Below are 12,730 nucleotides of genomic sequence, written 5' to 3' on the forward strand. Positions count from 1 at the left end.
ACTGGACGGCGTCGTGCCGTGGCGAGGGGTACGGCGGCGCGCGGGGCGTCGCGACCTTCGGCACACGGCTGTGACTCCGCCCGTCCGGATTCACGTGTTTTCTGGCCGGATGAAGGCGGCGGCGTACGCCGCCCCGTCGCCAGCATGAACGTCGGACGCAGGGTCCACAGCCGGCACACTTCGCAGAAAGTCAAAGATCATGGCAGAGGTCATCGCGGGTTTGGCGATTCCTGAGACAGCGGCGGTCGCCGAAGCGACCAGGCTGGTTCAGGAGACGACCAGTCCCCTCATCTACCACCACTCTCGGCGGGTCTTCTTCTTCGGCCTGATTCACGCTCATGAGCTCGGTGTGAAACCGGACCCGGAGCTGCTCTACCTGGCGGCCATGTTCCACGACACCGGCCTCCTGACTCCGTTTTCCGACGTTGAACAGCGCTTCGAAGTCGATGGGGCCGACCACGCGCGCAAGTTCCTCCTGGACCGGGGCTTCTCGACGGCCGCCGCCGACACCGTCTGGACGGCGATCGCGCTGCACACCACGCCGGGCATTCCCGGCCGGATGGGCCCGGAGATCGCGACCACGCACCTCGGCGTCTTGACCGACGCGATCGGCTTCGGCCTGGACGAACTGGCACAAGATCAGCTGGGTGAGATCCTCGCCGTCCACCCACGAGGGGACTTCAAGAACGAGTTCCTGCGAGCCTTCGTCGACGGGCTCAAGGACCGTCCCGAAACAACGAACGGCACCGTGAACTCCGACGTGCTCGAGCACTTCATCCCCGGTTTCCAGCGCACGACGATGGTCGAGCGCATCGACGGCTCGTCCTGGCCGAGCTGACCGGACACGGAAGGGATTCGAGCATGCGAGCGATCACCGTGCGAGACCGTGACGCGGGTGTCGGCGGCCTCACCCTGACCGACATGCCTTACCCCCACGCTGCGGAGAACGACGTCATCGTGCGCGTGCACGCCGCGGGCTTCACCCCCGGAGAGCTCGACTGGCCGGGAACGTGGTCCGATCGCGCCGGCCGCGACCGGACTCCCAGCATCCCCGGGCACGAGCTGTCCGGCGTCGTGGTCGAACTCGGCTACGGAACCACCGGCCTCACGCCCTCATCTTGGGAAAGGAAGGAGGCGATCTGCCGGCCGCGGGCCGGCCGATCGGCGGAGGTGCGTGTGATGTGGAGTTCCGCGTCGGGTATCAGCTCGGCGAGTTCCTGCGCCGTCGAGAGCGGGTGGGTCGGGTCTCCTTCCCAGGCGATGACCAACGTGGGATGAGGCAACGCCGCCAACGCCGCGCGGTCGGGCAGGTCGGACTCCGCCACTCCGCGGAGCACCGCCGGTAGCAGCGCGTCGGAGATGTCCGGGTCCGCCAAGGAGCTCCATACGTCGGCGAGGATCGGGGGTGGCGGGAGACGGCGTAGGCCGGCGGCCCAGGCGTCTCGCCCCTCGCGTTCGATCTGGTCCGCTGCGGCCTGGTACGCGCGGCGGGCGTCCGTACGTGTCTCCCATGCTCTCGGCGGGGTCAGCAGCACCAGCCGGTCGAACCGATGGGGAGCGTGTACGGCCGCGTGCAGCACGGTCGCGCACCCCATGGAGGCACCCACGGCGTCGACGGGTCCTTCGGCTCCGAGGTGATCGAGAAGCTTCAGCAGATCATCGGCGAGGCGGTCGTAGGCATAGTCGCCGTTGACCGGCCGGCCGGACGAACGGCCATGTCCACGCGCGTCGTACCGGACAAGACGTCGTCCGGGGAGAGCGGGCCAGTCGATCAAGCCCAGCCGTTCCTCGGTCTCTTGGGACCAAAGGACGCCGTGAGCGTAAACAGTGAGGCGGCCGCTGCCGCGATCGAAATATGTGAGTTCGGCACCTGGGAGCCGTGCCCGCCGCAGGGCGCCCAGAGACCGGGCGATGTTCTCCATGCCAGGAAACGTACGAGGAGTCACCTGACATCCTCCGTCAGCAGATGATGCGGCACCTTGAGATCCGCTCGTCTCCACTGACACCAGATGTCAGGGAGGCACGGTTAACGTCCGCGACATGGACATCGATGTCGATCAGATCGTCGACCACTACGTAGCCGTGTGGAACGAGCCCGATCCCGAACTGCGCCGCAGCGCGATCGCCGGCCTCTGGGCAGAGGACGGCATTGAACTCGTCGAGTCAACGCGGTTCCAAGGACATGAGGAGCTCGACGCCAGGATCGCCGAGGCACACAAAGAATTCGTTGTGAACAGAGAGTTCACTGTTACATCGGCAAACGACACATTCGCTCACCACGACGCCGTCACGTTCACCATCCAGCTGACCACCAAAGACGGAGAGCTCGCCTGGGCCGCCCGCGTCTTCCTCATCCTCGGCGAGGACGAACTCATCCGCTATGACTACCAGTTCACCGTGAAGCCCCTCACCGTCTAGCCGCGATCTGTCGCAGGGCTGGTTGGGACGCATAGCGGCCCCATCAACCATCGTTCCTCAGCAACGGACCAGCTCGGGCGCCGTGAGCGGCTCTATGGCGTGTACCGGTCAGAGAGTAAACCACGATAACGCGACGCGCGTCTTCCCCGTATCGGCCGATCCACCCCATTCACAATGATCACCCTTAGCGGGGGATTCACGGCAGCAAGGGGAAGCGCATGAAAGTGTCGTGGAGTCGTGCGATGGCGATGGTGGCCGCCGCGGCCGCGCTCGTGATCGGATCCCTGTTCCTGGTCGGGTCCGCGTCCGCACAGCCAGTGACGTCCGGGTCGTTCTCGTTGACCAGCGACCCCGACGATCCGATCGCCTCGGGTCAGTCCTTTTCGTACGACACGACGGCCGGGGACCAAATGGAGGTCGACGGCGCCGCAGATCATCACTCCGTTGATATGGAGATCAACGGGACTGACGGCAACGACTGGCACCTCGGTCTCTTCGTTCCCGAGGGGGAAGCGCTGGTGCCGGGCACGTACCAGGACACGACCGGCGAGGGCGCTCCGGGGATCAGCATCTGGCGGCCCTCGTACTTCTGCTGGGGCCTGGGATCGTTCACGATCAACAAGATCGAGTGGGGTCCTTACTGGTACGTCCGCGCGTTCGACGCGACCGTGGACTTTCACTGCTGGGGCGAGGAGCCGGGGCTGCGGGCGACGGTACACATCCTCAACCCGCCGCCACCGCCGGTGCTGAAAGTGGGTGTGACCGTCGCCCGCCACGGCACCGTCAACACCCCGGACGGTAGCGCGACCGTGCACGGAACCGTGCGCTGTAGCAAGGACGCCTTCGTCGACATCACCGGCACCATCACGCAGAAGCGCCAGGGACAGCGCATACAGGCCGAATACTCCCAGGAGATCGCCTGCACCCGTGGCACACGGACTGCCTGGACCGCGACGGCCACACCACCGGCCGGCACGACATTCCACAAGGGCAGTGCGCGTACGAAGACCCAAGCTTCCGGATTCGATTCCTACTATGAGTACTCGATCAAGGCCAATGACGCCACCGTCATATCGCTGACCAAAAAGACGAGCTGACCTCACCACTCCTTCCCGGCCCGGGTACGCTTTCCCGCGATCCCGGGCCGGCGGAGTTTCAGTGACCACGCAAAGAATGCCGCCGCCCGTGCCTGCGGCGGGGCGGGTGCCCGCGACGGCAGGCATGCCGCCATCGCCCGATCACGGTCGCCGTGCCCTTTCGTCTTGGGTTCACCGCCGGCCCGTGTCCTGCCACGGGAATGGAGCGCGGTCGGGTTCGACCCAGCCGGTCCTGGCCTGTGAGGAGGTCAGCGTCGCCGGGCGGTAGAAGCGGGTCAGAAGGCGCTTGTCGAGCAGGGCGGGGTGGTGGCCGGCGAACGCGGTGAAGTCGTCTTCGCCGTCTTCGGTCGCGTGGTGACCAACCAGTTCGACCCAGGCTCGGCTCATGGTCGCGTGGTACTTCTGGGGCACCTTCGCGTAGCGGGCGGTGCGCTGGATGCCGTCGCTGATCAGGCCGACCGCCGCGGACACGCCGACCCGTCGCACGGCCAGCCACGTCAGATGGACATGTTCCCGGTGGCCGAACCGCTCGGCGGTCGCCATCACTTCGGCCATCAACGCATCGAAGTCGGGGGCGCCGACGACGTGTTCGTCGGAGGGACGCATGGTCATGAGGAAGTCTCCGTCAGGGCTTGCAGGGCAGTGCGCAGGTGGGCGATCGCGTCGTCCGGCAGGCCGTCGAGCGCGCGGTGCTCCAAGTCACCGATGGCCCGCCGGATCGTGGCGGCGGCCAATCGTCCGGACGGGGTGAGTTCAATGAGTACCGCGCGGCGGTCTCCGGGCCGGCTGCCGCGGGTGATGTGGCCGCGTCGTTCCAGACGGTCCAGCACGCTGGTCAGTGTGGTGGGGCGGGATCCCACGGCCGCGCCGAGTTCAGACACGGTCCGCCCTTGGCCGTCAGCCAGGTTCGCCAGCGCGTTGATCTCGGAGGGGGTCAGGCCCAGGTCGACGAGCTCCGCGGAGAGCACTTGCAGAGTCGCGTGGGTGGCCCGCTGCAATGCGAGCAAAGCCGACCACCCAGATGGCACGGATTCAGATGTCACGATTTCGGACTATACGATTTCGTGCTAGCTGCCGCAAGCGAAAACCATCGCCCCACGTCGTACAGGTCCGTACTCCGACTCACGCGAACCCGCGACGACCCGCCCCTGCGGCGAACGCACGCGACCTGAGGACAACGTCCCCTTCCAACGGCTCCCGGAGCGCCTCGCGCCCAGGTTCTCTTTGACGGCAACCGCCGCTGCCTCCCGGTAGGCCGGATACTTGCATCCATGGATCAAGACGCGATGTCGGCGGCCATCGAGGACTGTGGGTATCACGCGGCCATCGCGTCCGAGGAACCTGACGGGCGCCTTGCGCGGGAGCTGGTGCCGGCCAGGCGCCTTGACGGCGATCTGGTCGAGATCACGGGTAGTCCGGCGCTGGTAATGGGTTGTGCCGCAGGAGACGTCCTTCGTGTGGAGGAGAGCGGGCGTTTCGAGGTCGTGCGCCGAGGTCCGAACGTCTGTGTGCAGGCATTCAGGGAGCCGGCTTTCAGCGGAGATGACGTTGAGCGCCTGGCGGAGGGTCTACGGGATCTCGGCGGCGTCGTCGAGGCTCCTCCTCATCGCCGCTTTCTCGTGGCCACGGTCCCCTCGGCAGCAGGTCGATCCAGCATTGATGCGCGCGTGCATCACTGGGCGGCCACTGTCAGCGGCGTCTACTGGCAGTACGCCGCCGCCGAGCACCTGCCGGTCAAAGAAGAACGCCCCGGAGCCGATGCGTCCGAGGCCTCCTCTCAGTTGGACCTTTTCAGCTGAGAGCGTCGGGCAAGAGTGCGCCGGACAGCGCCGGGACTTGAGTTCTGATCGCTGTTGACTTCTTTCACGGCCTCGCCACACGGGCCCCCGAAGTCGTACGAATATAGGTGTCGAGCAATCCATGGTCGTGTCCGTACGAAGTCTCAACGGCAGGACCGGCATTGTCTTATGCGGATGGCCCGGAGAACTGTCCCCCGACGTCAAGGAGCCTCCCGATGTCCTTCGCCGAGCACATCGCGCCGATCTTCCGTGCGGCCATGGAGGTCCTGCGGGACGCTGGGCGTCCGTTGCAGCCAGCCGAGGTGAGGGAAGCCGTCGCAGCGCGGGTCACCATCGACCCGGAGCATGAGAACCCCAACGCTCACGGTCAGGTTCGCTGGCATTCGCAGCTCGGGTTCCGTACCGGAGAGGCAGCGTCGCTCGGCTGGATGACCAAGAGAAACGGCTGGGCGATCACTGAAGCCGGGATCCAGGCCCTAGAGGAGTTTCCGGGAGACGAACTCTATCGGGCGTTGGGCCGCCAATACCGCGCCCGGCGCCAAGCTAGCGAGACCCGGACCTACGCTGATCCTAAGAGGGTGCCCACGCCTTTCTCTGATGCCCAGGAGGATTCGAATGGGCATCTGGCTCCGTTCGACCAGTTCCAGCGGAACATCAACTACGCACGCCAACTCATCCAGGGGGGTCAGAACCTGGAACATCTCAAGGTGGGCGCCTTTGACGTCACTGACCTCTACCGGGCGGCTTGGAGCCAGGCCGTAGCGGCAATCGATCACTGGGTCACTCGAGAGATCGTCGACCGAGGCGTCGTCCTCGCGCTGCGTCCCGGAGTACCGCGCCCCGCCAAGTTCGACAAGCTGACCATGCCGGTGGCGCTCTTCGAGAAGATCCATCACCACTCCGAGCCACTGGCCGAGGTGTTTCGAGCGCACTTGGAGCGTGAGTTCGAGTACAAGACCTTCCAGAGCCCTGAAAAAATTCAAGAGGGATTCGCGCACGTCAGCGAGGTCAAGCTCTGGGTGAAGGTAGCGGAGATCCTTACAAATGAGGATCCAAGATCTCCGGTGACCTCCGATGAGGTGCGGGCGAGGATGCGAGAGATCGCACGCCGCAGGAACAACATCGCCCACACCGCTGACCACAATCCTGATCAACCCGACCAGAAGCTGCCGATCAGCGCTGATGAGGCGGAAGAGACCATCGCCTGGCTTGAGTCGATCGCGCTCGCCATCCAACAGGCTCTGGGCGACCCCGCGCCGCCGGTGATCGATTACGACTCCGCACCAGCGGAGGCAGGCACTCTGGGGCCCGCGCCGGCGCCGATCGGCGAGCGCCGCGACGACGCCCCACATGCGAAACGCGAGTGGGACGAGGAAAGCCTTCTCGAAGCGATCAACCGGTACTGTCCCGGCAAGGTAGCGAATGCGCTTCTAGCGGTGTACAGGCACGCTGAACGGCATGGCGCGTTTCGCGGCTACCACTACGGCGAAGGTGAATACCCTTCCGTCACGGCCCGGTTCAGCGTCGGCACTGACGAAGCGGCGGCGTGGAGCGTCTACATCGGTGTCACGAAGTCCGTGCTGTCAATCAACTTCGCCGAACTGCGTGACCACGGAGTCCCGCCCCAGACGCTCTCTCAGCTCGCAGGTAACCTGTCGCGGCTTCCAGGTTGGGCTGATGTGTCCCAACAATTGAAGAAGGCGGACTATGCCGCCCGTGTCTCGATCGAGTCAGCTGCGCTGGCTGAGCACAATACGGCGAACGTCGTCATTGAGGGATTCAACACCCTTCTAGCGTCAGCGAGCGGCAGGTCATGAGTGGAGAACCCATGTAGAGGGCCGAAGCCCCATCGCCTTGGGTGAAGACGGCCGTCTCAACGGTGAGCCTGCTGCGCTCGTTGAGCAGGGACTCACAGTTGCCGATGACGCTGTCCCAGCGGGAGTCGATGACCGGCTTTCGCTTCAGATCTTCATGGTGACCATCGAACTTCAGCCTCCGATGAGGGCGAGCGGGCGGATGGGTGCGCCGGTGGCGCCGCGGATGTTCAATGGTGCGCCGACGAAGAGGAATTCGCGTATGCCGCGGGCGGCGAGGATTTCGAGCGCCATCACCTCGATCAGATTGATGCCGTGTTCGGCGAGCAACAGGCGGTGCACCGGCAGGCTGGTGAGCCCGCCGCCGGGGGGAATGTGCTCGAGTGCGATGGTGTCCGCGCCGACCGCGGCGACACCCCGTTCGGCGAGCCAGGCCGCGGCCTCGACAGCGAGGCCGGGTACGCCGCGCTCGTCCCCGAGGTAGGCCGGTGGGTCGTCCCACAGTCGTGCCCATCCGGTGCGTACCAGCGCGACGTCGCCTCGCTTCGGCAGGATCTCGCCGGCGCGCAGGTCCTCCACGCGTACGGGCTCACCCGGGGGGAGGCGGTCCAGCCCGCGTACGGCGGGTACGTCGAAGAGCACTCCGCGGCGGACGAGCGGCGGCACCTGGTCGATGCCGTGGCTGCTGTACCGGCCGTTCTCGAGGGCGTCGGCGACCGTCACGCCCCCGTACATGCGGCCGTCGACGGCGACGTGGCACAGCGCGTCCATGTGCGTTCCGACGTGCCCGCCGAGGACGAGCATCTCGTGCGATCCGGTCATTCCGTCCGGGCGCTCGACGTCACCGTGCCGCTGGCGAAGTGCGAACTGAAATCCGGGGTGCGTCGGGGACACGGGCATTCCGGTCTCCAGCGGCTGTGCCAGGTCGATCGCCTCGATGCCGTCATCGAGCAGGTCAAGCAGCTTCACGCTCAATGCCCTCCGTATCGTCGCTGTCGTTCCCGGTCGTGGTGAGGCTCATCCCGCGGGTCTCGGGCAATGTGAGGACGGTCATCGCGGACACCAATAGCAGGAGCACCACATAGCCGGTGAACGCGGCCCGGCCGGCGGTTTCCCCCATCCACGTCTGCAGGTACGGCGCCGTTCCACCGAAGGCGGCGACGGCGATCGAGTACGGCACGGCGAGCCCGACCGTACGGATGTGAGTCGGGAACATCTCCGCGTACGCGGCGGGCAGGATCGACACGCCGGCGCCGATGAACACCATCGCGATCGCCATGGCCACGCCCAGCCGCCAGGCGCTGCCATTGATCATCGCCTGCAGCGGGAACAGTGAGACGGCTGTGCCGAGCGTGCTGATCAGCAGCACCGGTCGGCGACCGACACGATCGGACAGCGCGCCCCACGCCGGGAGTAGGCCGATGAGCAGGAGGCTGGACAGGACTCCGGCGAGCATGGCCGAGTCCGCGTTCACGTGCATCGCGTCGATGGCGTACGCCGGGGCGGCGATCACCCAGGCGTAATAGACGACCGTGAGCCCGACGCTCATGCCGACGACCTGGACCGCCTGGCGGCGATGACGCAGCACCTCCTGCCAGAGCCGGGGCCGCTCCTCCCGCTCGTCGGTGAATGCGGCGGTCTCGGCGAGCGAGCGGCGAATCCAGAGCGTCCCGGCACCGAGGACACCGCCGACGATGAACGGGATACGCCAGCCGAAGGACGCCATGTCCGACTCGGACAGCAGTGCCGACAGCAGAAGACCGAGCAGCACACCGATGGTGTTCCCGCCGACGCTGGCGATGTAGATGACGCTGGACCAAAGACCCCGGCGGCGCCGCGGCGCGTACTCCGCGAGGTATGTCTGGGCCGACGGTAGTTCGCCTCCGGTGGCCAGTCCTTGAAGGACGCGGGCGAGCACGAGAATCGCGGAAGCTCCCGCGCCGAGCGTCGCGTACGTCGGACAGAGCCCGATGATCAGGCTGCCCGCGGCCATACCCGCGACGGTCGCCAGCATCATCGGCTTACGTCCGACACGGTCGGCGAGTCGTCCGACGACCAGGCCGCCGATCGGGCGGGCCGCGAACCCGACCGCGAAGACCGCGAGGCTCGACAGTACGGCGGAGACCTCGTCGTGCGGGGCGAAGAACCGTGTCGAGAAGAACGGCACGAAGATCGCGTAGATCCCCCAGTCGTACCACTCGAGGGCGTGCCCGAGCGCCGTGCCGAGCAGTGCCCGGTGCGTGGGCCGCGCGGAAAGACGATTGTTCATTACAGGACCTCCCCGGTCGCGGCCGGAAGGCGGGACGGCCGTACGGCCGTCCGCCGCAGCGCCAACTCGGCGTACAAGGCGGCACCCAGCGGAAGCACGGCATCGTCGAAGACCGCACGGCCGCTGTGGTTGTAGGCGGCGTGTCGGGGATCCGCGCCGGTCGGCAGGGCACCCACCGCCACGAAACTGCCCGGGACCTCGGCGAGCACCCGGGAGAAGTCCTCGGCGCCGGTGAACGGGTGCGAAAGCGGCTCGTGCAGGTCATCGCCGAAGACCGCGCGGATCGTCTGCTCCACGAATGCCGTCTCGGCGGCGTCATTGACCGTGGCCGGGCGCTCTCGGACGAATTGCGCGTCGACGCGGACGCCATGGGCGTCGGCGATCCCATGGATCAGGCGCAGCGCCTCCTCACCCACTCTGACGGCGACCGAGTCGCCGAAGGTGCGGATCGTCGCCTCGAACGTCGCCGTCGCGGGGAGCACATTGCGCCGCGTGCCGGCGTGCAACGTGCCGACCGTCAAGACGACGGGGTCGAACGCGTCGAACCGCCGGGTCACCATGGTCTGCAGAGCCAAGATCATCTCTGCGGTGGCGGTGATCGGGTCGCGGGCCAGGTGTGGTGCCGACGCGTGGCCACCCTCACCGTGCACGGTGACCAGCAGCGCGGAGGACGCCGCCAGCATGGGGCCCGGGCGGGTGAACAGACGCTGTGGCAGGGTGGAGAAGACATGCAGCCCGTACGCGGCGTCGGCTCTTCGCCCCGACGCGTCGAGTACGCCGTCCTCGATCATGGCTTTGGCCCCTTCCCAGCCCTCCTCTCCCGGCTGGAACATCAGGACGACATCGCCGCTCAGGTGGTTCCTCCGCGTCGCGAGCAGGCGCGCGGCGCCCGCGAGCATGGCGGTGTGCAGGTCATGGCCGCAGGCGTGCATCGCGCCGTCGACGCGTGAGCGGAAGGGCAGTCCGGTCTCCTCCGACACGGGTACGGCGTCCATGTCCGCGCGCAACAACACGGTGGTTCGTTCTTCCGTCGCGGTCGGCGCACGCCCGCGCAGCACCGCGGTCACGGACGTCGACCGGTCTCCCGGCGTGATCTCCAACGGCAGACCGTCCAGGGCCTCGAGCACCGCCGCCTGAGTCCTGGGAAGATCCAGGCCGATCTCCGGATGGGCATGCAGCCGGTGCCGCAAACCCGTCAGCTCGCCGAGCAGCGCCTGCGCCTCGCGATGAATCTCCATGTCGCCGCCTCCCGTCGATGTCCGGACAGCATCGGCGACGGACGCGTGCGGGAGCGATAATCGACCAAATCAAACAGAGATGGCCAGATTCGGAGGCGTTTCGTGCAACTCGACGAGCGAGACCTGCAACTGCTGCACGCCCTGCAGATCGCTCCGCGGGTCACGTGGACGGACGCGGCACGCATACTCCGCGCCAGCCGTTCCTCGCTCGTCGCCCGCTGGACTCGGCTGCGATCGGCCGGCTTGGCGTGGATGAGTGCGCAGCCGGGCGCCGGATACCGCGACGTGACCCTGTCGCTCGTCGAGGTCGACTGCCTCCCGGGAACCCGTCCCGACGTGCTACGAGCCGTGTGCCAGGATCCGCGGGTCGTCACCGTCGAGGAATCGACTCGCGGCCGGGACCTCCTCCTCACGGTCATCACCCACGACCTGCCGGAGCTGACCGCTTTCCTGCTCGATCACCTGGAGTCGTTGCCGGGCATCGCACGCCAGCGCAGCCACGTGGCGACGCGCGTCCACCGCCACGGTAGCCACTGGCGACTCGATGCCCTCGAACCGGCACAGGAGGCGGCGTTCCAGCGGATCGCCCAATCGGCTCCGAAGGGGCCGAGTGGCGCGGTCCCGCAGGCCTTGACGCCACTGATCCACGCGCTCGCCCAAGACGGTCGAGCGAACGCCGCCGACCTCGCCCGGACCCTCGGTCAGAACCCCGCGACCACCCGCCGCCAGCTCCACCGGGTGCTGCGTTCGGGGCTGCTGTCCTTCCGCTGCGAGTTGGCGGCAGAGGTATCGGGCTGGTCGGTGAGCAGCACCTGGACGGCCAGGGCCGAGGCCGCCGATCACGACCGCGCCGTCACCGCCCTGGCGAGCCTGCCCGAACTGCGGATGTGCATCTCGACCACCGGCGAGACGAATCTCGCGATGACCATCTGGACCCGTTCCGTCGGCGACATTCAGCGCATCGAGATGCTGCTCGGAGCGCGCCTGCCCTTCCTGAGAGTCCGCGACAACGCCATCAACCTGCGCACCCCGAAACGCATGGGCTGGATGCTGGACGCGACGGGCCGCTCGACCGGCCGAGTCATCGTCCCGTCCGCCCTTCTCCCTCGATGAGCCCTCTTTTGAGGTTTGGGATTTCATGCGGTGTCGTCAAAAGGCCCCGGATGATTTTTCGCCTCAGGGTCTTTTGGCTGGTCAGCTGTGGTGGTCAGGGGGTGGGGCGAGCCGCCGACCTTTCGCTTTTCAGAAGTGACATCGCCCCCTGCTAAGGTCGACGGAATCCTTGGCGGAGACTTTCCGCGGGCACTCGCCGTCATTTGCGGCAGTGAACCAGCCGTCCGCCCTTAGTGAGAACGGACAAGCACATGCGCAAAGCGCTGATCACGCTCGCCACGGCCGTGGCGGTGGCCGGATCCGTCGTCGCGGTGGGTGGCCCGGCGGAGGCGGCGTCGTCGCCGATCGCGGCCTGCGGTGGCGGCAGCTACCACGTCATCGACACCCACGACCTGTCGGGGTACGCCACTATCTACCTGATGTACAACGGCAGCACCGACTGCGTGGTGACATGGCGAACAAAGGACGTGGGCACCGCACGCTGGACGACGGCCTACGTCCAAAAGCAAGGCGGGGACCAGATAGCCAACAATGGCTACTTCCAGTACTACGCCGGTCCGGTGAAGGTAAGCGCCGCGGGGGTCTGCATCAAGTGGGGAGGCACCGTCAACGAAGGTAACGGCCATGTGGCCGTCTGGAACTCCGACTGGAGTCACTGCGGCTGACCTTGAACGCGACAGCGCGGGGCCGCGCCGGCGGACCCCAGGATGTCGGCCGCCAGCTCACGCAGCTCCTCGCCGGCGGCGGCGAGCACGTGGGTCGCGTACGCGCGGACGGCTCCCGCCGGGTCCGCCGTTCGCTCCGCCAGAGCAGGAAGCAGCCGCTCGCCCGGAGACCGCCAGGTGCTGAAGACTTCGGCCGCCGCCCGTACTGCGCCGCCCGCCAGGCCGGACGCCAGGCGGAGTCGACGTATCGAGGCGCCGCTAGGCCGTGTTTCAGAAGCCGTCGGGACGGGCTGGCGCCGCGGTCGGCGTGTTGATGA

14 protein-coding genes and 1 pseudogene are annotated in these 12,730 nt (G+C 67.0%); 8 read left to right on the plus strand and 7 right to left on the minus strand.

The window, feature by feature from the left end:
• Window positions 1–199: 199 nt before the first annotated feature.
• Both ABEA10_RS39190 and ABEA10_RS39195 read left to right on the plus strand, forming a co-directional pair.
• Window positions 200–838, plus strand: coding sequence for an HD domain-containing protein (locus ABEA10_RS39190; RefSeq protein ID WP_345472792.1), 639 nt, complete (start codon window positions 200–202; stop codon window positions 836–838).
• An 83-nt stretch (window positions 839–921) separates the two neighbouring features.
• Entirely contained in the window at window positions 922–1,278 is a 357-nt protein-coding gene (locus ABEA10_RS39195; protein ID WP_345472856.1) for an alcohol dehydrogenase catalytic domain-containing protein, read from the plus strand.
• Here ABEA10_RS39195 and ABEA10_RS39200 read toward each other — a convergent pair.
• Window positions 1,191–1,922 (minus strand): annotated as a pseudogene (locus ABEA10_RS39200) (alpha/beta fold hydrolase); the annotation flags it as partial. The gene ABEA10_RS39195 and the pseudogene ABEA10_RS39200 sit on opposite strands and share 88 nt — an antisense overlap.
• A gap of 118 nt (window positions 1,923–2,040) precedes the next feature.
• Here ABEA10_RS39200 and ABEA10_RS39205 point away from each other — a divergent pair.
• Complete coding sequence (locus ABEA10_RS39205; RefSeq protein ID WP_345472793.1) at window positions 2,041–2,418, plus strand: hypothetical protein; 378 nt, start codon at window positions 2,041–2,043, stop codon at window positions 2,416–2,418.
• A 242-nt stretch (window positions 2,419–2,660) separates the two neighbouring features.
• Window positions 2,661–3,515: a hypothetical protein gene (locus ABEA10_RS39210; protein WP_345472795.1), complete on the plus strand. Its 855-nt coding sequence runs from the start codon at window positions 2,661–2,663 to the stop codon at window positions 3,513–3,515.
• 171 nt (window positions 3,516–3,686) lie between these two features.
• Here ABEA10_RS39210 and ABEA10_RS39215 read toward each other — a convergent pair whose 3' ends face one another.
• Window positions 3,687–4,127, minus strand: a complete 441-nt coding sequence (locus tag ABEA10_RS39215) for a hypothetical protein (RefSeq protein ID WP_345472796.1) — start codon at window positions 4,125–4,127, stop codon at window positions 3,687–3,689.
• Complete coding sequence (locus ABEA10_RS39220) at window positions 4,124–4,522, minus strand: MarR family winged helix-turn-helix transcriptional regulator (RefSeq protein WP_345472798.1); 399 nt, start codon at window positions 4,520–4,522, stop codon at window positions 4,124–4,126. The genes ABEA10_RS39215 and ABEA10_RS39220 overlap by 4 nt, the downstream gene beginning before the upstream one ends.
• Window positions 4,523–4,786: 264 nt before the next feature.
• Between ABEA10_RS39220 and ABEA10_RS39225 the strand changes: the two genes are divergently transcribed.
• Complete coding sequence (locus tag ABEA10_RS39225) at window positions 4,787–5,314, plus strand: DUF4265 domain-containing protein (RefSeq protein ID WP_345472800.1); 528 nt, start codon at window positions 4,787–4,789, stop codon at window positions 5,312–5,314.
• A gap of 215 nt (window positions 5,315–5,529) precedes the next feature.
• Window positions 5,530–7,131 (plus strand): hypothetical protein, encoded by a 1,602-nt coding sequence (locus tag ABEA10_RS39230; RefSeq protein WP_345472802.1) that lies wholly within the window; start codon window positions 5,530–5,532, stop codon window positions 7,129–7,131.
• A gap of 171 nt (window positions 7,132–7,302) precedes the next feature.
• Here the strand turns inward: ABEA10_RS39230 and ABEA10_RS39235 are convergent, their stop codons facing one another.
• From ABEA10_RS39235 to ABEA10_RS39245, 3 genes are read right to left on the minus strand one after another with little or no spacing between them, the layout of a single operon-like run.
• Entirely contained in the window at window positions 7,303–8,097 is a 795-nt protein-coding gene (locus ABEA10_RS39235; RefSeq protein WP_345472804.1) for a cyclase family protein, read from the minus strand.
• On the minus strand, window positions 8,084–9,397 hold the full coding sequence (locus ABEA10_RS39240; RefSeq protein ID WP_345472806.1) for an MFS transporter: 1,314 nt from the start codon (window positions 9,395–9,397) through the stop codon (window positions 8,084–8,086). Before ABEA10_RS39240 ends, ABEA10_RS39235 begins: the two co-directional genes overlap by 14 nt.
• On the minus strand, window positions 9,397–10,635 hold the full coding sequence (locus tag ABEA10_RS39245) for a M20 metallopeptidase family protein (protein WP_345472808.1): 1,239 nt from the start codon (window positions 10,633–10,635) through the stop codon (window positions 9,397–9,399). The genes ABEA10_RS39240 and ABEA10_RS39245 overlap by 1 nt, the downstream gene beginning before the upstream one ends.
• A 102-nt stretch (window positions 10,636–10,737) precedes the next feature.
• Here ABEA10_RS39245 and ABEA10_RS39250 point away from each other — a divergent pair, with 102 nt between their 5' ends.
• Window positions 10,738–11,748 carry an Lrp/AsnC family transcriptional regulator gene (locus ABEA10_RS39250; RefSeq protein WP_345472810.1) on the plus strand — a complete coding sequence of 337 codons (1,011 nt, stop codon included), beginning with the start codon at window positions 10,738–10,740 and terminating at the stop codon, window positions 11,746–11,748.
• A gap of 251 nt (window positions 11,749–11,999) precedes the next feature.
• A complete protein-coding gene (locus tag ABEA10_RS39255) occupies window positions 12,000–12,413 on the plus strand; it encodes a hypothetical protein (RefSeq protein WP_345472812.1) in 414 nt (137 codons plus the stop codon).
• Here ABEA10_RS39255 and ABEA10_RS39260 read toward each other — a convergent pair.
• Window positions 12,401–12,730: hypothetical protein (locus tag ABEA10_RS39260; protein WP_345472814.1), on the minus strand; the 330-nt coding region annotated here is incomplete at its 5' end. The two genes, ABEA10_RS39255 and ABEA10_RS39260, sit on opposite strands and share 13 nt — an antisense overlap.

The organism is Actinoallomurus oryzae, assembly GCF_039541955.1.
GTDB classification, from domain to species: domain Bacteria; phylum Actinomycetota; class Actinomycetes; order Streptosporangiales; family Streptosporangiaceae; genus Actinoallomurus; species Actinoallomurus oryzae.

What these genes read in the sequence shown, in the direction of transcription:
- ABEA10_RS39190 (WP_345472792.1), top strand. Translation starts at nt 200, where the DNA reads ATGGCAGAGGTCATCGCGGGTTTGGCGATTCCTGAGACAGCGGCGGTC.
- ABEA10_RS39195 (WP_345472856.1), top strand. Translation starts at nt 922, where the DNA reads ATGCCTTACCCCCACGCTGCGGAGAACGACGTCATCGTGCGCGTGCAC.
- ABEA10_RS39205 (WP_345472793.1), top strand. Translation starts at nt 2,041, where the DNA reads ATGGACATCGATGTCGATCAGATCGTCGACCACTACGTAGCCGTGTGG.
- ABEA10_RS39210 (WP_345472795.1), top strand. Translation starts at nt 2,661, where the DNA reads ATGGCGATGGTGGCCGCCGCGGCCGCGCTCGTGATCGGATCCCTGTTC.
- ABEA10_RS39215 (WP_345472796.1), bottom strand. Translation starts at nt 4,127, where the DNA reads ATGACCATGCGTCCCTCCGACGAACACGTCGTCGGCGCCCCCGACTTC.
- ABEA10_RS39225 (WP_345472800.1), top strand. Translation starts at nt 4,787, where the DNA reads ATGGATCAAGACGCGATGTCGGCGGCCATCGAGGACTGTGGGTATCAC.
- ABEA10_RS39230 (WP_345472802.1), top strand. Translation starts at nt 5,530, where the DNA reads ATGTCCTTCGCCGAGCACATCGCGCCGATCTTCCGTGCGGCCATGGAG.
- ABEA10_RS39240 (WP_345472806.1), bottom strand. Translation starts at nt 9,397, where the DNA reads ATGAACAATCGTCTTTCCGCGCGGCCCACGCACCGGGCACTGCTCGGC.
- ABEA10_RS39245 (WP_345472808.1), bottom strand. Translation starts at nt 10,635, where the DNA reads ATGGAGATTCATCGCGAGGCGCAGGCGCTGCTCGGCGAGCTGACGGGT.
- ABEA10_RS39255 (WP_345472812.1), top strand. Translation starts at nt 12,000, where the DNA reads ATGCGCAAAGCGCTGATCACGCTCGCCACGGCCGTGGCGGTGGCCGGA.